The 22,298-nt window shown below is 71.7% G+C and carries 19 protein-coding genes; 11 read left to right on the top strand and 8 right to left on the bottom strand.

All coding sequences use genetic code 11. From position 1 onward, the window contains the following. Window positions 1–25: 25 nt before the first annotated feature. Window positions 26–1,273, bottom strand: a complete 1,248-nt coding sequence (locus tag ACR68M_RS34600; RefSeq protein ID WP_441248129.1) for an RNA-guided endonuclease InsQ/TnpB family protein — start codon at window positions 1,271–1,273, stop codon at window positions 26–28. A 191-nt stretch (window positions 1,274–1,464) separates the two neighbouring features. Further along, entirely contained in the window at window positions 1,465–2,358 is an 894-nt protein-coding gene (bla, locus tag ACR68M_RS34595; protein WP_441248128.1) for a class A beta-lactamase, read from the bottom strand. Window positions 2,359–2,488: 130 nt separating this feature from the next. On the opposite strand from bla, the gene ACR68M_RS34590 reads away from it, so the two are divergent. Beyond that, window positions 2,489–2,668, top strand: a complete 180-nt coding sequence (locus ACR68M_RS34590) for a hypothetical protein (RefSeq protein WP_441248127.1) — start codon at window positions 2,489–2,491, stop codon at window positions 2,666–2,668. A gap of 67 nt (window positions 2,669–2,735) precedes the next feature. Here ACR68M_RS34590 and ACR68M_RS34585 read toward each other — a convergent pair whose 3' ends face one another. Further along, the gene (locus tag ACR68M_RS34585) at window positions 2,736–2,906 is read right to left on the bottom strand and encodes a hydrophobic protein (RefSeq protein WP_441248126.1); all 171 of its coding nucleotides are present in this window, start codon (window positions 2,904–2,906) and stop codon (window positions 2,736–2,738) included. Between the two features lie 250 nt (window positions 2,907–3,156). On the opposite strand from ACR68M_RS34585, the gene ACR68M_RS34580 reads away from it, so the two are divergent. The 5 genes from ACR68M_RS34580 to ACR68M_RS34560 all read left to right on the top strand — a co-directional run bounded on the left by ACR68M_RS34580 (window position 3,157) and on the right by ACR68M_RS34560 (window position 11,650). Next, window positions 3,157–3,603, top strand: a complete 447-nt coding sequence (locus ACR68M_RS34580; protein WP_441248125.1) for an ATP-binding protein — start codon at window positions 3,157–3,159, stop codon at window positions 3,601–3,603. Window positions 3,604–3,718: 115 nt separating this feature from the next. Continuing rightward, window positions 3,719–4,018: a WhiB family transcriptional regulator gene (locus ACR68M_RS34575; protein ID WP_441248124.1), complete on the top strand. Its 300-nt coding sequence runs from the start codon at window positions 3,719–3,721 to the stop codon at window positions 4,016–4,018. 273 nt (window positions 4,019–4,291) lie between these two features. Then, window positions 4,292–8,911 (top strand): HAMP domain-containing protein, encoded by a 4,620-nt coding sequence (locus ACR68M_RS34570; RefSeq protein WP_441248123.1) that lies wholly within the window; start codon window positions 4,292–4,294, stop codon window positions 8,909–8,911. 42 nt (window positions 8,912–8,953) lie between these two features. Beyond that, window positions 8,954–11,332 (top strand): SpoIIE family protein phosphatase, encoded by a 2,379-nt coding sequence (locus tag ACR68M_RS34565; RefSeq protein WP_441248122.1) that lies wholly within the window; start codon window positions 8,954–8,956, stop codon window positions 11,330–11,332. A 96-nt stretch (window positions 11,333–11,428) separates the two neighbouring features. Continuing rightward, on the top strand, window positions 11,429–11,650 hold the full coding sequence (locus ACR68M_RS34560; RefSeq protein ID WP_441248121.1) for a DUF6458 family protein: 222 nt from the start codon (window positions 11,429–11,431) through the stop codon (window positions 11,648–11,650). A gap of 121 nt (window positions 11,651–11,771) precedes the next feature. Here ACR68M_RS34560 and ACR68M_RS34555 read toward each other — a convergent pair whose 3' ends face one another. Then, window positions 11,772–12,710, bottom strand: a complete 939-nt coding sequence (locus tag ACR68M_RS34555) for an RNA polymerase sigma factor SigF (RefSeq protein WP_441248120.1) — start codon at window positions 12,708–12,710, stop codon at window positions 11,772–11,774. Between the two features lie 256 nt (window positions 12,711–12,966). Between ACR68M_RS34555 and ACR68M_RS34550 the strand changes: the two genes are divergently transcribed. After that, a complete protein-coding gene (locus tag ACR68M_RS34550; protein WP_441248119.1) occupies window positions 12,967–13,404 on the top strand; it encodes an STAS domain-containing protein in 438 nt (145 codons plus the stop codon). 111 nt (window positions 13,405–13,515) lie between these two features. Continuing rightward, entirely contained in the window at window positions 13,516–13,986 is a 471-nt protein-coding gene (locus ACR68M_RS34545; RefSeq protein WP_441248118.1) for an ATP-binding protein, read from the top strand. A gap of 130 nt (window positions 13,987–14,116) precedes the next feature. On the opposite strand, the gene ACR68M_RS34540 is transcribed toward ACR68M_RS34545, so the two are convergent. Then, window positions 14,117–15,331 carry an RNA-guided endonuclease InsQ/TnpB family protein gene (locus ACR68M_RS34540; RefSeq protein WP_441248117.1) on the bottom strand — a complete coding sequence of 405 codons (1,215 nt, stop codon included), beginning with the start codon at window positions 15,329–15,331 and terminating at the stop codon, window positions 14,117–14,119. A gap of 360 nt (window positions 15,332–15,691) precedes the next feature. Here ACR68M_RS34540 and ACR68M_RS34535 point away from each other — a divergent pair, with 360 nt between their 5' ends. Continuing rightward, window positions 15,692–16,357, top strand: a complete 666-nt coding sequence (locus ACR68M_RS34535; protein WP_441248116.1) for a hypothetical protein — start codon at window positions 15,692–15,694, stop codon at window positions 16,355–16,357. Between the two features lie 242 nt (window positions 16,358–16,599). Then, window positions 16,600–17,574 (top strand): YihY/virulence factor BrkB family protein, encoded by a 975-nt coding sequence (locus tag ACR68M_RS34530; RefSeq protein ID WP_441248115.1) that lies wholly within the window; start codon window positions 16,600–16,602, stop codon window positions 17,572–17,574. A gap of 39 nt (window positions 17,575–17,613) precedes the next feature. Here the strand turns inward: ACR68M_RS34530 and ACR68M_RS34525 are convergent, their stop codons facing one another. The 3 genes from ACR68M_RS34525 to ACR68M_RS34515 all read right to left on the bottom strand — a co-directional run bounded on the left by ACR68M_RS34525 (window position 17,614) and on the right by ACR68M_RS34515 (window position 20,472). Continuing rightward, complete coding sequence (locus ACR68M_RS34525; RefSeq protein WP_441248114.1) at window positions 17,614–18,651, bottom strand: mechanosensitive ion channel family protein; 1,038 nt, start codon at window positions 18,649–18,651, stop codon at window positions 17,614–17,616. A 55-nt stretch (window positions 18,652–18,706) separates the two neighbouring features. Then, window positions 18,707–19,135, bottom strand: a complete 429-nt coding sequence (locus tag ACR68M_RS34520; protein ID WP_441248113.1) for an SsgA family sporulation/cell division regulator — start codon at window positions 19,133–19,135, stop codon at window positions 18,707–18,709. Window positions 19,136–19,251: 116 nt separating this feature from the next. Beyond that, on the bottom strand, window positions 19,252–20,472 hold the full coding sequence (locus ACR68M_RS34515) for an alpha/beta hydrolase family protein (protein WP_441248112.1): 1,221 nt from the start codon (window positions 20,470–20,472) through the stop codon (window positions 19,252–19,254). 185 nt (window positions 20,473–20,657) lie between these two features. Between ACR68M_RS34515 and ACR68M_RS34510 the strand changes: the two genes are divergently transcribed. After that, complete coding sequence (locus ACR68M_RS34510) at window positions 20,658–22,235, top strand: phytoene desaturase family protein (RefSeq protein WP_441248111.1); 1,578 nt, start codon at window positions 20,658–20,660, stop codon at window positions 22,233–22,235. The last annotated feature ends 63 nt before the right edge of the window (window positions 22,236–22,298 follow it).

Raw genomic sequence — 22,298 nt, 5'->3', positions numbered from 1 at the left:
CACGGAGTTTGACTTCCTCCCCGCCCTAAAGGACGGGGATTCCGGCCGCGCGTTCCGCGCGAGGGCTTCGCCCCGTGCGTTTGCGCGTCGCCGGTGGTTGGCGCTTCACAGACCGGGCAACCCCGAGGTCTCCACGCCCTGAGACCGCCTGCCCGGCGGCCTTGATGTTCTTCGCAGCGTTCACGTCAGCATGCGCGCAGTGTCCGCAAGCAGTGCACTCGAAGTCGGCTTGGCTCTCGCGTGACTTCGGGTCCACGTGCTTGCACGCGTGGCACGTCTGGGAGGTGTACGCCGCCGGAACCAGCACGACCTGCGTTCCAGTGGAGCGCGCCGCGTTGCGGAGCGCGAGTTCGAGCATGTGCCATCCCTTGTCCAGGACGGCCCGGTTCAGACCCCGCTTCTGCGCCACGTTCACGCCGGGCCGCTCGACCGTGCCCCTCGCGGACGCGGTCATGTTGCGCGTCCGCAGATCTTCCAGCACCACGACGGCATTCATCGCGGTCAGGGTGGCTGCGGTCTGCGCACAGAAGTCCGCGCGCCGGTCGCGGACACGGCCGGCGACAGCGTTGATCGCCGTCACCGTAGCCGCACGCCGGGCGCTCCCACGCTTCTGCCGGGACTGCTTCCGCTGCAACCGGCGAAGCCGTGCAGCCTCACCCGTCGTGACGTACGGCCGGTCAAGGAACTCGCCGTTGGAGGTGGTCGCGGCGACCTTCACGCCCCGGTCGATCCCGATGACGGTGTACGGCATCGCGTGCCGTTCCGGCGTCGCGATACCGGTCTCGACCAGGAACGACACGAACCAGGACCGTCCCTGACGGACAACGGTCGCGGACCGCACCGCGCCACCGAGCGGACGCGACCAGCGGAACCGGACCCATCCCAGCTTCGGGAGCTTCGCCCTGCCCCACTTGCGGCCGATCCGCTCGACCGTGATCAGATTCCCGGCAGGGAACCGGAACGACGGCGCCCAACGCGCCTTCGACCGCCACCGCACCCCGAACGTCCCATGATCCCTACACGCCCGGTCCAAGTCCCTCAAGGTCTGCTGCAACACGTGCGAGGGGGCATCGGCGAGCCACGGGAACTCACGCTTCGCATCCGCCAGCTCGCCGGCCTGCGGCACGTAGTTCATCCACGCCCCACGCCGCCGGTACTCCCGGCGCTGCTCAAGACCGGTGTTCCACACCGACCGGCATATGTCACCGAACGTCAGACACAACACGCCCTGATCATCAGTCAGTTCAAGCCGATACCTGCGGCCTTGCAGCACGGAACACCCCCCTTCGAGCTGATGTTGATCACCCTAGTACGGGCCACTGACAACGCAGAGACCTACGCCGCTGCGCGACTCCGGGCCAAGGACCGCCTTGTCCCCGGCGTAAACGCCGGGGTTTACGGCGAAGAATCAAACCGGGATCACCTGGTCGGTCCGCCTTGACGAGGGATTCTCGTACGAGGGCCTCAGGCCAGGGCTGCTGCCAGGACGGAGGCGGTGGCGGCGATCAGTGGCTCGTCGGCGGGTGCGGCGGCGTCGGGCTTGGTGGACAGGACGGCGAGCACGATCGGTCCCCGGCCGGGCGGCCAGGTGATGCCGACGTCGTTGGTGGTGCCGTAGGCGCCGGTGCCGGTCTTGTCCGCGACGGTCCAGTCGGCGGGCAGTCCTGCGCGGAGGCGGTTGCCGCCGGTCGTGTTGGCCAGGAGCCAACCGGTCAGCCGTCGGCGGTCCTGCGGTCCGAGGGCGGTGCCCAGGGCGAGGCGGGCGTAGGTCCGGCCGATCGCGTGGGGGCTGGAGGTGTCCGTCACGCGCCCCGGCTCCGCCGAGTTCAGTGCGGGCTCCCACCGGTCGAGGCGGGTCACCTCGTCGCCGAGGGAACGGCAGAAGCGGGTGACCGCGGCGGGGCCGCCCAGCTCGCGTAGCAGGAGGTTCGCCGCGGTGTTGTCGCTGTACTCGATGGCAGCCGCGCACAGGGCCGCGACGGTCATGCCGTCGGCGAGGTTGCCGGGCAGCCCGGTGATCGGCGCGTAGCCCGACTCCGTGACGTCCTTCTCTGTGTAGCGGATGCACTTGGCGAGGAACTCGCCGCCCCGGTCGAGGTCCCTCAGGACCGCAGCGACCGCGATCGTCTTGAACGTCGAGCACATCGGGAACAGCTCGTCCGCGCGGTACAGCACGGTCCGGCCCGTGATCGCGTCTCGGGCGAAGACCCCCAGCCGCGCGGAGTGCGCCTGCTCGAGGGCCCGCAGCTGCCCGGCGACCCCCTCCGCGAAAGCCCTTCCCCCGGCGGGGAGAACGCTGGTGAGAGTCACCGCGGCAGCCCCGGCAAGAACCCCACGCCGACCCGGACGCAGTGCCATGACCACTCCCCCTCTGTTCGTACAGCCACCGGTCATCACACTCTCCCCCATTCGGCCCGCCGATCGGCGCATTCGAGGGCGAAGTGCGGGCAGGCGCCCCGGGACCTAGTCTCGTCCCAGGAGGCCGATCATGATCGCGTTCGCCCTGCTGATACCCCCCGGGCTGCTTGCCGCGGTGATCCTGCTGGCCCGCTTCGAGGAGCGCATGTTCGCCCCGCCCCGGGCCCCCCAGCCTCAGCCGCCATTGCGGCTGCTCACCGAGAAGGCCGACCAGGACAGCGCGCTGCTTCCGGGCAAGCGCGCAGCCTGACCGCCGTCCGGCGGCGGCAGGGCGGCGGCAGGAACGGCCCGGGTGCGCGCTGTCAGCGCCGGCAGCCCTACCAGCGGTACCAACGGCCGCGGGAGGCGCCGGCGCTCGAGCCGCGGAAGACGAACCCCAGCAGCCAGAGTGCGAGGACGATCAGCGCGATCCACCAGAGGACGTGGATGGCGAATCCCAGACCGCCCAGGACCAGGGCGAGAAGCAGAACGAGTACGACGGGAAGCATAGGAGGACCTCTTTCCGAGTGTCGGGCTGGTCATCGCACGTGCGGTCGGCTCGGCGCCGGCCGGTGCCGGGAGCGGACATGAACTCCAGGCCCGCTTCTTCGGCTACCCCTGGTCAGCGATCTCACACCGCGTCGGCGGCAACCCTGCGACCAGGCGAAAGGCGCGCCCTTCGCCGTCCGGGCCCTTAGGAGCGCCCTGCCGGGGTACGCGGATGACGTGAACCTCACCAGCTGGACGCGGAGGCGGGCTATGGGTCGACGGTCGATGAGAGCCACCGGATGGGCTCGATCCTTCCCGGCCAGCCACGGCGTGCGGGCGGCGCGGCACTGGACTCGCGGACACCTGGAGGGCCTGGGGTGGGCGTCCGAGGCGCCGGGAATCGTGGACGACGTACTCCTGACGGTGTCGGAGCTGATCACCAACGCGCATGTCCACGCACACAGCAGCGCCCAGCTCGTCCTGCTGTGGGACAACCGGGCCCTGCACGTCAGCATCCACGACTCCTCCGCGGAGCTCCCGAGCCCGCGCTCCCCCGATGCCGACCGGCCCAACGGGCGGGGTCTCGCCATCGTCGACACCGTCGCCGACAGCTGGCTGGCCTACCGGCAGGCCGACGGGAAGACCATCAGCGCCTGCTTCCACCCGCCGGGCCACCCCGACACGGACGCCGACACGGACGCCGAGAGCGGAGGCTGACCGCAGGAACCCCCGGAGAGCCCGCGTCCGCGTGAATGTTCTCTCCGATCCGGGCTATACGAGCGAGTGGTCAGCGTTCATCGACATCGGAATCGACATCGGAAGGACCCTTGCCATGGCGAACGTCTCTCACTTGCCCGGAGCCTTCGACCACTGCTGGAGCTGGCAGCTGCGCGGCGCCTGCCGCGAGGCCGACAACCGGCTCTTCTTCCATCCGGCGGGCGAGCGCGGCGAAGCCCACGACTCCCGCGAGGACGCCGCCAAGGCCGTCTGCGCGGAGTGCCCCGTCAGGATCGAGTGCCGGCGCTACGCGCTGGAGGCCCGTGAACGCTACGGCGTGTGGGGCGGTCTGACGGAGGACGAGCGCTACCGCCTGCTCGCCGGCAGCACCCGGCGCATGAGGTCGGCCGCCTGACGCGACGGGAAGAGAGCGGCCGGAGACTGGCCGGAGGTTAGCCGCAGACGCGCAGTGGTGCGGGCTCTTCGCAGCGATCGCCGTCGCGGAGGCCGGGCTCGCCCGGAGGGTCGCGTGCGGTGAAAGGGCTGGGGTAGCCTCCTCGGCGGTGCGTTCACGTGCCGGGTGGTGCCGGTGCCGTGACGGTGCCCGCCGAGCGATGCGATGTGCGTCACGGGTGGAGCAGCCGAGGCGGCGGCCGACAGGCCCGGCGTTCTACGGAGGCGACATTCGATGGCTGGCTCGACGAAGTCCAACACCGTTCCGGAGCGGCGGAGGCCGCAGGGTGCGGGCCCGGCCCAGGTCGGCGAGCCGGAGCTGCGCCGGCTGCTGGCGGGCCTCACGGCGGTGCGGGACGGCGACTTCGGCACCCGGTTGCCGGGCGACGCCGACGGCCTGCTGGGCGAGATCGCCACGGTGTTCAACGGGATGGTCGACCAGCTCTCGCTCTTCACCTCCGAGGTGACCCGGGTCGCCCGGGAGGTCGGCACCGACGGACGGCTGGGCGGCCAGGCGGACGTGCCGGGTGTCTCGGGCACCTGGAAGGACCTGACCGACTCGGTCAACGCGATGGCCGGCAACCTCACCACGCAGGTCCGGGACATCGCCCAGGTCGCCACGGCGGTGGCGAAGGGCGACCTGTCGCAGAAGATCGATGTCGCGGCCCGGGGCGAGATCCTGGAGCTCAAGGACACCGTCAACACGATGGTCGACCAGCTGAGCGCCTTCGCGGACGAGGTGACCCGGGTCGCCCGCGAGGTCGGCAGCGAGGGACGGCTCGGCGGGCAGGCGCAGGTGCCCGGGGTCGGCGGCACCTGGCGGGATCTGACCGACTCGGTCAACTTCATGGCGGGCAACCTCACCGACCAGGTCCGCAACATCGCCCAGGTGACCACGGCCGTCGCCAAGGGCGACCTCTCGCAGAAGATCACTGTGGACGCCCGGGGCGAGATCCTGGAACTGAAGAACACCGTCAACACGATGGTCGACCAGCTGAGCGCCTTCGCCGGTGAGGTCACCCGGATGGCCCGCGAGGTCGGCACCGAGGGACGGCTCGGCGGCCAGGCCGACGTACGCGACGTGTCGGGCACCTGGCGCGACCTCACCGACTCGGTCAACTTCATGGCGGGCAACCTCACCGCGCAGGTGCGCTCGATCGCCCAGGTCGCCACCGCCGTCGCCAAGGGCGACCTCTCGCAGAAGATCAACGTGGACGCCCGGGGCGAGATCCTGGAGCTCAAGGACACCATCAACACGATGGTCGACCAGCTGAGCGCCTTCGCCGGGGAGGTCACCCGGGTCGCCCGCGAGGTCGGCACCGAGGGTCGGCTCGGCGGCCAGGCCGACGTACGCGACGTGTCGGGCACCTGGCGCGACCTCACCGAATCGGTCAACGTGATGGCCGACAACCTGACGGCGCAGGTCCGCTCGATCGCGGAGGTGACCACCGCCGTCGCCAAGGGTGATCTGTCGCAGAAGATCCGGGTGGACGCGCGGGGCGAGATCCTGGAGCTGAAGGAGACCATCAACACGATGGTCGACCAGCTGAGCGCCTTCGCGGACGAGGTGACCCGAGTCGCCCGCGAGGTCGGCACCGAGGGCAATCTCGGCGGCCAGGCCACCGTCCGGGGCGCCTCCGGCACCTGGAAGGACCTGACCGACAACGTCAACGTGATGGCCTCCAACCTCACCGGTCAGGTGCGGTCGATCGCCCAGGTCGCGACCGCCGTCGCCAAGGGCGACCTGTCGCAGCAGATCAACGTCGAGGCCAAGGGCGAGGTCGCCGCGCTGGCCGGTGTGATCAACACCATGGTCGACACGCTCTCCGCGTTCGCCGACGAGGTGACTCGAGTCGCCCGCGAGGTCGGCACCGAGGGCACCCTCGGCGGGCAGGCCCGGGTGCCGAACGTCGCCGGGACGTGGAAGGACCTCACCGACAACGTCAACTTCATGGCGCACAACCTGACCAGCCAGGTGCGCAACATCGCCCAGGTGACCACCGCCGTCGCCAACGGCGACCTGACCCGGAAGATCGACGTCGACGCACGGGGCGAGATCCTGGAGCTGAAGACCACCATCAACACGATGGTCGACCAGCTCTCCTCGTTCGCCGCCGAGGTGACCCGGGTCGCGCGCGAGGTCGGCAGCGAGGGGCGCCTCGGCGGGCAGGCCGAGGTCGAGGGCGTGTCGGGCACCTGGAAGCGGCTGACCGAGAACGTGAACGAGCTGGCCGGCAACCTCACCCGCCAGGTCCGCGCGATCGCCGAGGTCACCAGCGCGGTCGCGGCCGACGACCTGACCCGCTCGATCACCGTCGACGCCTCCGGAGAGGTCGCCGACCTCAAGGACAACATCAACTTCATGGTCGAGTCCCTGCGCCGGACCACCCGCGCCAACGAGGAACAGAACTGGCTGAAGTCCAACCTCGCCCGCATCTCCGGCCTGATGCAGGGCCGCCGCGACCTAGCGGTCGTCGCCGAACTGATCATGGACGAACTCACGCCCCTGGTCTCCGCCCAGTACGGCGCCTTCTACCTCGCCGAGGAGACCGCCGAGACCACCTACCTCAACCTGATCAGCTCCTACGCCCGCCCGGAGGAGGCCACCGGGACGCGCTTCGAGCTCGGGCAGTCCTTCGTCGGCCAGGCGGCGCGCAGCCAGCGCACCATCGCCGTCGACCGGCTCCCGGCCGGATACGTGAAGGTCTCCTCCGGGCTCGGACACACCGAGCCGGTCTCCCTGGTCGTGCTGCCCCTCGTGGTCGAGGGACAGGTGCTCGGCGTCATCGAGTTCGCCACCGTGCACGCCTTCACGCAGGTGCACCGCGACTTCCTGGAGCAGCTGCGGGAGGCGATCGGTGTCAACGTCAACACCATCGTCGCCAACGCCCGCACCGACGAACTGCTCGGCGAATCCCAGCGCCTGACCGCCGAACTCCGCACACGGTCGGAGGAACTGCAGGCCCGCCAGGAGGAGTTGCAGTCCTCGAACGCCGAGCTGGAGGACAAGGCCGAGCTGCTCGCCGCCCAGAACCGCGACATCGAGACCAAGAACCTGGAGATCGAGCAGGCCCGCCAGGAGCTGGAGGACCGTGCGCACCAGCTCTCGCTCGCCTCGACGTACAAGTCCGAATTCCTGGCCAACATGAGCCACGAGCTGCGCACCCCGCTCAACAGCCTTCTGATCCTCGCCCAGTTGCTCGCCCAGAACCCGGGGCGGAACCTGACGGCCAAGCAGGTCGAGTACGCCGGGATCATCCACTCCGCGGGCTCGGACCTGCTCCAGCTGATCAACGACATCCTCGACCTCTCGAAGGTCGAGGCCGGGAAGATGGACGTCAGCCCCGAACGCATCCCGATGCACCAGCTGCTCGACTACGTGGAGGCCACCTTCCGGCCGCTGACCAGCCAGAAGAGCCTCGCCTTCGCCGTCCGGACGGCCTCCGACGTACCGGCGGAGCTGCTCACCGACGACTACCGGCTGCGCCAGGTGCTGCGCAACCTGCTCTCCAACGCGGTGAAGTTCACCGAGCGGGGCAGCGTCGAACTGCGCATCGAGATGGTCGAGGAGTCGCGGGCGCCCGAGGCCGCCCGGCGTGGTGGGCCGGTCGTCGCGTTCGGCGTGGTGGACACCGGCATCGGCATCGCCCCGCAGCATCTGGAGACTGTCTTCAGCGCCTTCCAGCAGGCCGACGGCACGACCAGCCGCAAGTACGGCGGCACCGGGCTGGGCCTGTCGATCAGCCGCGAGATCGCCCTGCTGCTCGGCGGCGCCGTCACCGCCGAGAGCACGCCGGGGCAGGGCAGCGTGTTCACGCTCTACCTGCCCGTCGCCCGGCCCGACTTCGCCGAGCTGAGCACGCAGAGCACTCAGAGCGCTCAGAGCGGCCGGGCGGTGCCGGAGACCACGCCGGCCGAGGTGGTCACCGCCGAAGCGGGCGGGCACGATCCACGCCGGGGCGCCGAGGTCGTGGGCGATCCGGTGCAGGCCAAGCGGCTGCTGGTCGTCGAGGAGCGTCCGCACGGGTTGCTCTCGCTCGTCGCGGAGAGCGCCGTCGCCGATCTGACCGGCCACGCGGAGCTCAGCGGGCTGCGCGGGCCGGTCGAGATCATCACCGCGATCGGGGCGCAGGAGGCGGCCGGGGCCCTGGCCACCACGCCGTGCCACTGCATGGTCCTCGAACTCGACCTGCCCGACGGCGCCGCCCTCGGCCTCCTGGAGGAGATGGCCCGGGACGCGGCGCTGAACGGGGTGACGGTGCTGGCGCACAACAACCGCCGACTGGGCACCGAGCAGGAGCGGGCCTTGCAGGAGCTCGCCGCCGGACGGCCCCTGGAGCTCATCTCCAGTCTCGACGAGCTGCGCGAGCGGATCGCCCTCCACCTGAGCGCCGAGCAGCCCGGCGACGTACTTCCGCTGGTCCGCGCCGAGGAGTCGGCCACGGCCGAGCGCGCGGTCGGCCAGGGCGTCGACAGCGCGCTCGCGGGCCGCACCGTGCTGGTGGTCGACGACGACGACCGCAACCTCTACGCCATCACCGGCATCCTCGAACTCCACGGAGTGCGGGTGCTGCAGGCCGAGAACGGCCGTGCCGCTCTCGACGCGCTCGCCGAGCACGACGAGATCGACGCGATCCTGATGGACGTCATGATGCCGGAGATGGACGGGTACGCGGCCACCTCCGCCATCCGCGCGATGCCCGCCCACGCCATGCTCCCGATCATCGCCGTCACCGCGAAGGCCATGATCGGGGACCGTGAGAAGAGCCTGGCCTCCGGCGCCTCCGACTACGTCACCAAGCCGGTGGACGCGAGCGATCTGATCGCCCGGATCAAGCGGCAGCTGGGCTTGTAGCGACTGCCGAACCGTTCAACCGTCGACCGATGAGGAGCGAACGTGGTGCTCGGCACCGACGAATCCGGGGGCCCGGAAGGCCCGACCGTCCGGCTGGCCGACAGTGTCGAGCGGCTTCGCGGCGAGCTCCGGCAGGCCCAGGCGGCGGCGGACGGCCGGGCGCTGATCGACCTCGCCAGGGGCATCCTGGTCGAGCGGCTGGGCTGCAGCCCGACGGAGGCGGCCCGACAGCTGGAGAGCCTGGCCGTCCAGGCCGGCGGAGCGCCCCTCGAACTGGCCGCGGATCTGGTCAACCAGGCCTCCCGCGACCGGATCGCCGAGATCACCCCGGGCTTCGTCGCCGCGACGGCCGGGCTCTCTTCCCCCTCGGTGGGCCTGCGGCTGCGCAGCGCGGAGGCGGGCGCCCTGGGCGGCGGCGACGCCCGTACGGTGGCGCACTCGATCCTGGAGCACGCGCTGCGGCCGCTCGGTGCGAGGGCGGTCGCCATCTGGGCGGCCCACCCCGACCAGTCCCTGTCGCTGGCCGGAAGTGCCGGCTTCGCCGACGAGGAGCCCGAGCGCTGGCGGCACGTGCCGCCCGGCGTCCCCACGCCAGCCCGGCAGGCCCTCGACAACCGGGCCACCACGGGCTACGACACGCTCGTGAGCGCCGCGCTCCCGTCGATCGGGCAGCGGGAACTGGGCGGCGGGCGGCTGGCGGTGCCGGCCGGCACCGGCGGCCGGGTCATCGGGGTCCTGGAGATCTGCTGGGCCGGCCCGCTCCCCGCTCAACCTCAGCCCGTGCAACGCCAGTTCGAGGTGCTGGCCGCACTGTGCGCCACCGTGCTGGAGGCCCGGCCCGCGTCGGCCTACGGCAGCACGGCCGAGCAGGGGGCCGAGCAGGCAGCCGATCCGCACCTCGCCGAGCTGTTGGAGCTCACCGACGGGCTCAACGACCCCTGCCTGGTGCTGCGGCCGCTCCTCGACGAGACACAGACCCTGGCCGACTTCCTCGTCCGGCACGTCAACGCGGGCTTCGTCGACTTCGCAGGGCGGCCGCGGAACGTCATCACCGGCGCCCGCTTCCTGGACGCGTACCCGCTGGCCGCCGAGCCGGGCGGGCTGTTCGAGAAGGTGGAGCACGTCCTTGCGACCGGTGAACCGTTCCGCACCGACCGGATGCGGCTGGCGGCGCTGGTCGACGGCGTGCCGCTGGCGACCCAGGCCAGGGTGAGCGTCAGCCGGTCGGGTGAGCACGTCGTGGTCGTCTGGAAGCTGGAGGACAGCGCCCCGAAGGTGGCCAGTCTGCTGCAGCATGCCCAGCGGCTGGGCCGGATCGGCGGGTTCGAGGAGAACCTGCTCACCCGTGAGATCGCCTGGAACGACACCCTCTTCGAGCTGCACGGCCTGCCGCCCACCGCGCAGCCCGTCGCCCTGGAGCAGTTGGCCGCCCGCGCCCACCCGGACGACGAGCACGCCATCGGCCGCTTCCTGCGCAGCCTGCTGCACCACCAGCGCCCCGCGTCGACCGCCTTCCGGTTGCAGCGCGCCGACGGCATAGCCCGCCACATCCGGGTGGTCGCCGAACCCGTCCTGGACGACAACTCGCGCATCACGGCCGTCCGGGGCGCGTACCAGGACGTCTCGGCGCAGCACTGGACGGAGGTCGCCCTGGCGGCCACCCGCGACCAACTCGCCCAGACCGAACAGCAGTCCGCCGAGCGCAGCCGCCTCGCCCTCCAGCTCCAGCACGCCATCATGCCGCCCAGCCGCGGCCCGCTGGACCTCCACGACCTGCACGTCGCGGTGCGCTACCGCCCGGCGGAGGAGGATCACCTGGTCGGCGGCGACTGGTACGACGCGGTGGAGCTGCCCAGCGGTGAGGTGCTGCTGTGCGTCGGGGACGTGGCCGGTCACGGCATCGAGGCCGCCACCGGCATGGTCGCCCTGCGCAATGCCCTGCGCGGCCTGGCGGCCACCGGCGCCGGCCCGGCCCAGCTCCTGGCGTGGCTCAACAGCGTCACCCACCACCTGACGGACAGCGTCACCGCCACCGCCGTCTGCGGCCTCTACCACCCCGGGACGCGCCGGCTCCGCTGGGCGCGGGCCGGGCATCTCCCGCCGGTTCTGCTGCGTGACGGTCAGGCGAGCACCCTTCCCATGCTCGGCGGCATCCTGCTCGGTGCCGTCGACCGGACCGACTACGAGGAGGGTGAGGCCCAGTTGGAGGCCGGCGACATGCTGATGATGTACACCGACGGACTGATCGAGCGTCGGGACCGCTCCGTGGAGGACTCCCTCGACAACCTGCTGGCCGTCGCCCGGATGCCCAACCTGTCCGGGGAGCCGACCGACCTGGAGCAGCGGCTCGACCTCCTGCTGCGGCACACCAACGCGGACACCGACGACGACACCTGCCTGATCGGCGTACGGGTGCGCTGAACCGTGCGGATCCGGCCGTGGTGGCGGCCGGTCAGGTGTCGTTCCCCGAATCGGGGGCAGCCGAACTCCAGTCCCTGCGAAGAGGAGTGGAGAGATATGGGTATCGGAGGCTGCGTCCTGCTGTTCGCCGTCGGTGCTGTGCTGGCCTTCGGGGTCGACTGGCATGTGTCCGGTGTGAACGTGCACGTGGTGGGCTGGATCGTGATGGCGGCCGGACTGCTCGGCCTGTTCACGTACGCAAGTGTCCTGAGGCGCCGACGGTTCACGGGCCGGACCGGACCGGACGAGGTCGTCGAGGAACGGCGCTACTACGACTAGCCCCGGCTGGGCCGGTGGGCAGACGAGCGGCGCCGGTCTCCGGGAGATGTTCTCGGAGACCGGCGCTTCGGCAGCTTCGGGGCGGGCGGTGCGCGCTTCGGGGCGGGCGGTGGGCGGGCGGTCAGCTCTCGGCGAGCAGCGCCTCGCGCAGACCGGCCAGGACGCGGCTCAGGAGGCGGGAGACGTGCATCTGCGAGACGCCGAGCCGGCGGCCGATCTCGGCCTGGGTCAGTTCGGCACCGAAGCGCAGGTCGAGGATCGTCCGGTCGCGCTCGGGCAGTGCCGCGATCAGCGGCTTGAGGGTCTCCAGGCAGAGCACTGTCTCGAAGGCCCACTCCTCCTTGGCCAGCCGGTCGGCGAGCACCGGGCCGCCGCCTGCCGCGTCCTCGCCCGGTATCGGTGCGTCGAGCGAGGAGGCGCTCTGGGCCTGCGACGCGATCAGGCCCTCCCGTACTTCGGCTTCGGTCAGATCGAGGTGTGCTGCCAGCTCCGCCGGGGTGGGCAGCCTGTCCCACTCCTGCTCCATCGCGTCCGATGCCTTCGCGAGCATCAGGCGCAGCTCCTGCATCCGGCGCGGCACGTGCACCATCCAGCCGGTGTCGCGGAAGAAGCGCTTGATCTCACCGCTGATGGTCGGCAGCGCGAACGTGGAGAACTCCACGTCGTACCCGGGGTCGAAACGGTCGATGGCCTTGATCAGGCCGATCGTGCCGACCTGGACGATGTCCTCGACCGGCTCCTTACGGTGGCCGAACCGGCTCGCCGCGAACCTGACCAGCGCCATGTTCAACTCGACCAGCGTGCCGCGCACATAGGAGTACTCGGCCGAGCCCTCCTCCGCTGCGCGCAGTCGGACGAAGAGCACCTTCGACAGCTGGCGGGCGTCGGCCGGGCAGACCCGCGACGGGTCCTCCGCGTTGATCCCCAGCTCAATGGCGAGGCCGGCGAGGTCGGCCGGTCCGGTCAGCTCCCCGGCCGACGGGCCGACGGGCCCGCTCCCTACGGGTCGAACGCCCTCGGTGCGGGCAGGGGCCGACGGGCGGAACGCGGTGGTCAGCATGTTCTCTCCTCTACCGGTAGTCGTTCGTTGATGGCAACGGGGGTTCGTGTGCCCCGTCATGCCGCGGTCAGACCTCCGTTCACCAGATGGGCACCAACTGCTCACGGCTCCTCCCGGTGGTCCGGCGGTGTCGGGGCCTCTCTCCCCGCCGCGTGGCCTCCCGCCGTATGGTCGTATCGGTGTGCTGTGCGCTGGACGAGGCAGCTTCCCGACGACGGCTCGACCGAACTCGACCGAACTCGACCGAAGGAGTGCGATGCGCGACAATCTCGCCCGACCCGGGCCGCCCCCCTCCCCGAACACCGGGCGGCTCACCGTCGCCCTGCGGACCGACGGCGGCACGGTCGTGGTGTCCCCGGCCGGTGAGCTCGACTACGACAGCGCGGACCTCCTGCGCGAGCGACTGCGCGAGGCGGTCGGACTCGCCGCGGAACGGGTCGTGCTGGACTGCCGCGACCTCTCGTTCTGCGACTCCACCGGGCTCAACCTTCTGCTCGGCGCCCGGCTCGATGCTGCGGAGGCACGGGTGACGCTGATCCTCGCCGGGTTGCAGGCCTCCGTCGCCAGGGTCTTCGAGATCACCGGCACCGACGCTGTCTTCGACATCCGCCCTGATGTCACGGCAGCGGCCGTCGGACTGCATACCGCCCGCACTCGGCCGGCCGACGGCCGCGACACCGGGGAAGACGAGTGACAGCTGGCACCCAGGAGACCGGTGTCTGCTGCGCCACAGCGGGCAGAGGAGCACACAACAGGGCGACGGCCCGCCGTTGGCCGAACCAGACCGCCGTCGGAGCGAGGACAGATGAGTGCCAGTGAATCCCGGACCGCCGACGGTCCCGTGCTGTCCGGGGTGCCCGCGACGGGCCAGACCCGCCGGCTGACCCTCGCCGGTGTCACCGGCACCGTCGGACGCTGCCGGGACCACGCCCGGCTGGCGCTGGAGGACTGGGGTTGGCTGCCCACCAGCGACCCGGACCGGCAGGCGCGCGCCGACGACGTCCTCCTCGTGGTCTCCGAACTCGCCACCAACGCCTGCCAGCACGCCGACGGCGTGGACCAGCTGGTCATGTCGGCCACCAGCCGCCGACTGCGGGTCGAGGTGCTGGACCGCGCCGACGCCCAGCCGCAGCCCCGCGTGCCGCACACCCCCGGCCGGCCGGGTGGCCACGGCCTGCACACTGTCGCACTGCTCGCCAGCCGCTGGGGGCACACCCCGCGGACCGACGGCCCGGGGAAGGCCGTCTGGGCGGAGATCGACATGCCGAGCTCCTGACTCCGGCGGTGCGGTCGGCCGATCCGGCGGCTGCCGACCTGTCCTGGCAGGTCGTCACGGCCGGGCACGGCCAGCTCGTGGCAGAGGCTCACGCGTGACTCCTCCCCTGGCTGAGGCCGGGGGCTTCTCGCTAACCCTGCTGGGCGTTGCGACGGACCAGCCCGGCCCGTAGAACGTTGACGGCTCCCACCGTGTCTGCGTGCGCGTGGTGGCCGCAGACGACGCAGTGGAACTTTGCCTGTGTGGTCCGGTTGTCCGCGCTGGTGTGCCCGCACTGCGGGCACCGGCGGGACGTGTTGCGGGGGTCCACGGCGATCACTTCGCGCCCGGCGCTTGCAGCCTTGGAGTGGAGGATCGTGAGGAACACCCCCCATCCGGCATCCTGGATCGAGCGGTTGAGTCCGGTCTTCGCCGCCGCGCCGTTCGGCAGGAACGCGCCCGGTCGGTCGGGGTCGGGCTTGGGTGCGGCGGTTCGGACCATGGTGCGGATCGTCAGGTTCTCGTGCGCGATGAAGTCGTGCTCACGGACCAGGGTGAGGGCAGTCTTGTGTGCGTGGTCGAGGCGCTGGCGGCGCACCTTGCCATGGAGCTTCGCGACTTTCTCCACCGCCCGGCGGTGGTTCGCGGTGCGCTTGTCCCGGCGGACACGCGGGAACCGGGCGAGGCTCTGTTGTGCGGCTTCGTGCCTGTCGGCGTTGCCGCGCCCGTGGCGCGGGTTGGGGACGAACCGGCCGTTCGAGTCGGCGAGGAAGTTCGCAATCCCGAGGTCGATGCCGACCACACTGCCGGTCGGCGGCAGCGGCTCGGGCCGGTCTTGTTCGGCGGTCAGCACGACGAACCACTTACGGCCCTCGCGCTTGACCGAGATCGTCTTGACCTTGCCAACCACTGGGCGGTGCTGGTGCACCTTGACGCAGCCCACGCCCTGGAACCGGACGCGGGTCACCGGGTCGTGCGGGGTGGCGTCCCATCGGCAGCCGTCCCCGTCCTTCGGGAACTCCACCGTGTCGAACCAGTTGACCCCGCGAAAGCGCGGGTAGCCGGGCGTCTCACCGGACTTGACCCGGCGAAAGAACGCCACGAATGCCTTGTCCAGACGGCGCAGCGTCGCCTGCTGCGAGGAGAACGACCAACGTCCCTGACGCTCCGGGTCGAACGCCCGGATCTCCTTCAGCTGAGCGGACTGCATCCCGTACCTGATGCTCGTCCTCGACGGATGCCGGTAGGCGTCCCGACGCTCCTGCAACGCCCCGTTGTACAGCGAGCAGTGATCGCGGAGCATCTCGCCCAGCGCCTGCGTCTGACCCACCGTGGGTCGCATGAGGAACTTGTACGCCCTGATCACCCGACCCACCCCCTCCGGTCAACGCGATCAAGCTAACGCACGCCACCGACAACCCAGCGAACTCCGCCGCTGCGCGGCTCCGGGCCAAGAACCGTTCCCGCCCGGCCTGAAGGCCGGGATTCCCTACGAAGATCAAGGGATGGCAGCGGCATCGGCGGGTAGTCGCGCCCCTGAGGGCGCCGCCGACATCCGGCGGCGCACAGGCGTCAGAGACGGGAGGCCGGATCCGTGTTCCGGAACAACCCGCCGGCGAGCGATGTCGAGCACCACCGTGATCTCGTCGCCGCCGGCGGGGTTCCGGTCGCACGCTGAGCAGTCGCCGGGAATCGGGACGGAGCCGGACCTCAGGAGGGAACAGGCATGAGTACGACGGTGCAGTACGCGATCGGAGCGGACGTCCACTGCGAGGACGGCCGATACGGGCGGCTGGAACGTGTGGTGATCGACCCGGTGGCGCGCAGGGTCACTCATCTCGTGGTGGGCGGCCGTGCGGCGGACCGCCTGGTGCCGGTGTCCATGGTCGACGAGCACCCGGCCGGGAGCGGGGAGGACGGCGACGGCGGGAGTGTCCACCTGCGCGGCCGCATCGACGACGTGCAGCGGTTGGACTCGGCCGAGGAGACGGAGTTCCTGCCCGGGGTCACCGACCAACTGGGCTACGCCCCCGGGCAGGCGATGCTCTTCCCGTACTACGGCCTGGGCGTCGGCCGGATCGGCCTGATGATGTCCGACGGCGGGCGGCGGATGACGACGCACGAACGGGTGCCCGTCGGTGAGGTGCAGATCCGCCACGGCGACCAGGTCGAAGCCACCGACGGTGACATCGGCCGGGTCCAGGGCCTGGTGATCGACCCCCGGGACTACGGTGTGACACACGTGCTGCTGCAGGAGGGGCACCTGTGGGGCAGGAAGACCGTGGCCATCCCCATCAGCGAGACGGACTGGCGGTACGGCGTCGTCCGGGTCCGCCTGAGCAGGGCGCAGCTCGGCGATCTGCCCCCGGTGGAACTGGACTCCGACGGCTGACCTGGCCGCACCGCACGACCGCTCCCCGGAGGCGCCCTGCCCCGGGGAGCAGTCGTGCGCGCGGACCTGCTGTGCGCGGCGGCCGCGTTCGTACGGGGTCACCGGCGGCCCGGACGTGAACCAATCGCCGTGCGGCGCCGTGGAGCCTCCTGCGCGTGCGCGCCGGCGGGAGGCCGCCGGGTGTGACTCCCGGTATCACGGGCAGACGCCCAGCCCCGACAACCCGCACCCAGGAGGTGGCCGTGAACGCCGCGGAACGGACGGTCCGGGCCCTGGACCGCATGCAGCAGCGCCGCACCGCCCCGGGCTTCGTCGTCGGCGTGGTGCGCAAGTACGGTGACGACCGCGGCGGCCTCCTGGCCGCGCTGATCACCTACTACGCGTTCACCGCCGTCTTTCCGTTGCTGCTTCTGCTCACCACGATCCTCGGCTACGTACTGCACGACAGCCCGGGGGCGCAGCACGCGGTGCTGAACTCCGCCCTGGCCGACTTCCCCATCATCGGCAGCCAGCTCAGCCAGAATGTCTCGTCGTTGCAGGGCAGCGGCCTGGCGCTGGTCGTCGGGCTGGTCGGGCTGCTGTACGGCTCGCTCGGCGTCACGCAGGTGCTGCAGTTCGCGATGGCGCAGGTGTGGGCCGTCCCGGGCGTGCGTCGGCCGGGGTTCCTTCCCCGGCTGGGCCGTGGTCTGCTGCTGCTCGGTGTGCTCGGTCTCGGGCTGGTGCTGAGCGCTGCGGGCGCCGCCGTGGTGGGCGGGGTGGCAGGTGGCGGCATCGGCCGGGTGCTGGGGCTGCTGGGCTCGGCGGTGCTGAACATCGGCCTCTTCCTCGTCTCCTTCCGGATTCTGACGCCTGCGCAGGCCGACACCCGGTCCCTGCTGCCGGGCTGCCTGCTGGCGGGCCCCGCGTGGACGGCCCTGCAGGCGTTCGGCGGCTATCTGGTCACGCACGAGCTGCGGCACGCGACGGCCGTCTTCGGCTTCTTCGGCACCGTGCTGGGGCTCCTGTGGTGGCTGTACCTGAGCGCGCAGGTGACCGTGTACGCCGCCGAGGTCAACGTCGTCCGGGCCCGCCGGCTCTGGCCGCGCAGCCTGCTGCAGCCACCGCTGACGGCGGCCGACCAGCAGGTCCTCGATGCCATCGCCGAACAGGAGGAGCGGCGTCCCGAGCAGCGGGTGAGCAGCCGCTTCCCGCGCCGGGCCCGCCGCCGCCCGAAGTGAGCGGGCCCGGCGCGGGACGGGGACGGGGACGGGGACGGGTCAGTCCGCTTCCGTACGGTGGGATACGCCTATGTGCGGCAGCGACTCCGGGGCGTGCTCGCAGAGGAAGGCGATGAGCCCTTCCCGGACCCAGCAGCGCAGTTCGAATGCGTCGGACGCGCTGCGCGCGGTCATCAGCGCGCGGACGACGATGGTGGTGGGGGTTGTGTCGACCAGTTGGAGCGCGCTGCCTGCGCCGTCCCACCAGGGGGTCTCCTTGAGCAGCCGGTCGAATTCCGTCCGGAGCCGGGCCATCGGCGTCCGGTGGTCGAGATGGAGCAGGGCCGTCCCGGTGATCGCGGGGTCGCGCCGGGACCAGTTCTCGAACGGCTTGCCGACGAAGTACGAGACCGGCATCACGATCCGCCGCTGGTCCCAGGTCGTGATCACCACATAGGTCAGCGTGATCTCCTCGACCGTGCCCCAGTCACCCGCCACCACGACCTCGTCGCCGAGCCGCACCATGTCGCCGAACGCCAACTGGATGCCCGCGAAGATGTTGGCGAGGGTGCTCTGCGCGGCGACTCCGACCAGCAGCCCGGCGATCCCCGCCGAGGCGAGCAGGCTGGCGCCGACGGCACGGACCTGCGGGAAGGTCATCAGCGCCGCCGCGAGGCCCAGCACGGCGATGGCGGCGCCGGCGAGTCGGCGCAGCATCACCGTCTGGGTCCGCACCCGGCGCAGCTGGGCCGGGTCGCGGCGCTCGCGTGCGTAGTGCGCCATCGAGCCGTCGATCAGCAGCGTCACGAGCCGGGTGGCGAGCCAGGCTCCGACGGCCAGTACGACGAGAAGCAGCGTGTGCCGCATCGGCCCCCGTGCGCGGGCGGTGAGTCCGATGCCGGGCTCGGCCGCGAGCAGCAGCAGCGAGCCGAGCGTCAGCAGTGTCGGCAGGCGGCAGTCGCGCAGCAGGCGGAGCGGCTGCGAATCCGGCAGCCGCCCCGCGAGCCGACGGGACGTCAGCAGCACCAGGCGGTCCGCCGCGAGGACAGCCAGCACCACCGCGCCGACCACCCCGATCGGCCTGAGCACGCTCCACACGGATGTCCTCCTCTCTGCCGGAGCTGTCGCCCGTCGGTCGACCCCCGGCGTTGCTTCAGGCGGGCTGGACGGTCTTCAGCCACCGGTCGAGTTCCTCCGCGCAGCGCTCGGCTCCGCCCGGCACCTCGGCGAAGGTGCTGTTGAGGAAGCCGTGCAGCGAGGCCTGTTCGCACCGCAGGACGGCCGCGCCACCGCTGCCGCACAGCATGAGCAGCACACGGCGGTGCCCCAGCTCGGGCGCGAGGGCCACGTCGCCGTCGCCCGAGGGCACGTCCAGGCCGGCCGCCAGCAGGTCGCGGGCGAAGGTCCAGCGCGTCGCTCCGTCGAACGGGAGCCGGAAGTCGACGTGGACGGCGAACGGATCGCGCGGGTCGTAGCTCCAGAGGGCGGACAGCTGGACCTGGCCTCCCGGCATCGGCCCGAACAGCTCGACCTGGATCTCGGCGCTCGTGGTGCCGTCCGCTCTGGTGTCGTCCCGGCTCATGGTGTGTCCGCCTCCCGTCGGAGAGGCGCGCTGCCCGGCGCCTCGCGGGCAGCGTCTTCCCGCACTCCGACCGACCAAACAGCGGCGTTGCCCTGCCGGACAGTCAACTGGCGGTGCTACGGGAGGAACTTCACCTCCGGGAAGGCCCGGGACGGCCCGTCGAGGAGGTGGCCGTCGTGGTGGCGCAGGTGGAGGTCGAAGAAGGCGGGCGGGTAGGCCTGCTGGATCCGTACCGCGCGGGCCGGGTCGAGGGTGCCGATCCACGCCTTGAGCTGCTCGTCGGTCATGCCGAGGATCTTCGCCGCTTGCGGGATGAGCACCTGGTTGTCGCCGTACGAGCTGTGGACGGCGCCGTCGGCCTGGACGTTGAGCCGCCAGCCCCGCAGGTGCGGCCAGAACTCGGCGACGTCCGGCTGGTCGGCCCGGGTGAACTCGGCGGTCATCATCATGAACGGCCGGTCGAGGTCTGCGGTGATGGTCGGCTGCATCGGGCCGTCGAGGCTCAGCCCGGCGCGGACCCGCTGGTCGGCGAGCATGGTCAGGGCGGTCGCCGTGCCGCCCTTCGACCAGCCGAACATGCCGATGCGGTGCGGGTCGAGGGCGTGGAGCAGGCCTGCGGGCAGCGGTCGGCGGTCGGCGTCGGGGTTGCGCCCGGCGGCGAGGTCCTCGACGCAGTCGAGGAGGAAGCGGATGTCCGCGGCGAAGTCCTTCGGCCCCATCGGGTGTTCGCCGCCCCTGAGCGGGACGAGGACCCGGCCGTCGGGGAACTCGGTGAACGCGTCGTAGGTGTGGTCGACGGTGACCACGACGTAGCCGTGGCTGGCGAGTTCCTGGACCATGACGGTGTGGTCGGCGCGGTGGCTGTGCGCGCCGTGCGAGTACACCACCACGGGCAGGCGGTGGCCCGAGCGGTGGACGGGGGCGCCCACGTGGCCGGAGGTGAGCGGGCCGAGTGCGGGGTCGATGGTGAAGCCCGTGTCCGTGAGGAACGCCCGCAGCGCGCCGTCGGCCATCCAGGGCGCGGGTGCGTGGCCGTCGACGTGCCCGGCCGGGTACCAAACACTGGCCATCAGCTCGCGGTGACGGCCGGGGCCCGCCACCGGGTCCGGACGGGAGGCGTCGAGGAGGTGCAGCGCGACGGTGCCCACCGGGTGCGGCCCCGTGGGCTGCGGAAGGGTCAGCCGCGCCGGGCCTGCGGGGGCGGCCGGGGCTGTGACCGGGGCCGCCCAGGCGGCGCCGGAGAGGCTGAGCGGTGCGGCGGCTCCGACCGCCAGTGCGGCGCCCAGCATACGACGGCGCGTCAGTGTGTTCCGGCCCTTGAACGGTGAGGTCTTCATGCCCCGAACACTGTCACCGGGCCCGTCCCGGACACATCCGACCACCGTCTGACCCCGCCTGTCGGCTATTAGCCCCGAGGCTTACATCCCCGGTCTGACGGCAGGCAGCTGACGAACAGTGGGCCCGCGTGCAGTAGGCCCGCGTGCCTCTTTCCCGGGGTGGTGGGGTGCCGTAGCGTGGCCGCGTGGATGCGAACTCGCGGGCTCGGTACGACGTGGTGATCGTCGGTGGCGGACACAACGGGCTGGTGGCGGCGGCGTACCTGGCGCGGGCCGGGCACCGGGTGCTGGTGCTCGAGCGGCTGGCCCGGGTGGGTGGGGCGGCAGTGTCGGACTTCGCGTTCGCGGGGGTCGACGCCCGGCTCTCGCGCTACTCGTACCTGGTGAGCCTGCTGCCGCACAAGGTCGTCCGGGAGCTCGGGCTCCGGCTGGAGCTGCGGCGTCGGCGGATCTCCTCGTACACGCCCACCGCCCTGGACGGGAAGCCCACCGGGCTGCTGGTGGATGCGGCCGACCCGGGCCGGACCCGGGAGTCGTTCCGGGCGCTGACCGGCTCGGAGCGGGAGTGGGAGGCCTGGCAGCGCTTCTACGGGACGACCGGGCAGGTCGCCCGGCGGGTGTTCCCGTCGCTCACCGAGCCGCTGCCCACCAGGGCCGAGCTGCGTCGGCGGGTCGCGGACGACGCCGCGTGGGAGGCGCTGTTCGAGCGGCCGCTGGGCGAGGCCGTCGAGCGGGACTTCGCCGACGACCTGGTGCGCGGCGTGGTGCTGACGGACGCGCTGATCGGCACCTTCACCCATGCCCACGACCTCTCGCTGCTGCAGAACCGCTGCTTCCTCTACCACGTGATCGGCAACGGGACGGGCGACTGGGACGTGCCGGTCGGCGGGATGGGCGCGGTGACGGGTGCGCTGGCGGAGGCGGCGTTGGCGGCGGGCGCGGAGATCCGTACCGACTGCGAGGTCACGGCCATCGCCACCGACGGCGTCGGGCCCGCCGAGGTGTCGTACCGCCACCGTGACGGCGAGGTGTTGGTGGCGGGCCGCCGGGTGCTGGTGAACGCCGCTCCGGCGACGCTCGCGCGGCTGATGGGCGAGGATCCCGGCCCCGCGCCGGAGGGCGCCCAGCTGAAGGTCAACATGGTGCTGCGGCGGCTGCCACGGCTCCGGGACACCGCCGCCGATCCGCGCGAGGCCTTCGCCGGGACGTTCCACATCGCCGAGGGCTACCGGCAGTTGGAGGCGGCCTACGCCGAGGCGGCGGCGGGCGTACTGCCGTCGGCGCCGCCGTCGGAGATCTACTGCCACACCCTCACCGACCCGTCGATCCTGGGCCCCGAGGCCGTCCGGCAGGGGTTCCAAACGCTCACCCTGTTCGGACTGCACATGCCCGCACGGCTGTTCACCGACCCGGCGGCGAAGGAGCGTGCGCTGGCGGCGAGTCTGGCGCAGCTCGACCTGGTGCTGGCCGAGCCCGTCGCCGACTGCCTGGCGGCGGACGCCGACGGACGGCCCTGCGTGGAGGCGAAGACGCCGCTGGACCTGGAGCGGGAGGTCGGCCTGCCGGGCGGTCACATCTTCCACCAGGACCTCTCCTTCCCGTTCGCCACCGGGCCGTTGGACGGCGCTGCGGCCCGCTGGGGCGTCGCGACGGCGTACCCGAACGTGCTGCTGTGCGGCGCCGGGGCCGTGCGCGGTGGCGGGGTCAGCGGCATCCCGGGCCACAACGCGGCCCAGGCCGTCCTGGAGGAGCTGCCCCGGTAGCGGTCCGCACGAGTGCACGAACGGGTGTGCGATCGGCGGCGGCGTGCCCGCTACAGTCTGATC

The sequence above is a fragment of the Kitasatospora sp. McL0602 genome, from assembly GCF_052076145.1.
GTDB lineage: Bacteria > Actinomycetota > Actinomycetes > Streptomycetales > Streptomycetaceae > Kitasatospora.
Note: the sequence above shows the minus strand (reverse complement) of the source record. Positions and strands in the feature narration are given on the sequence as shown.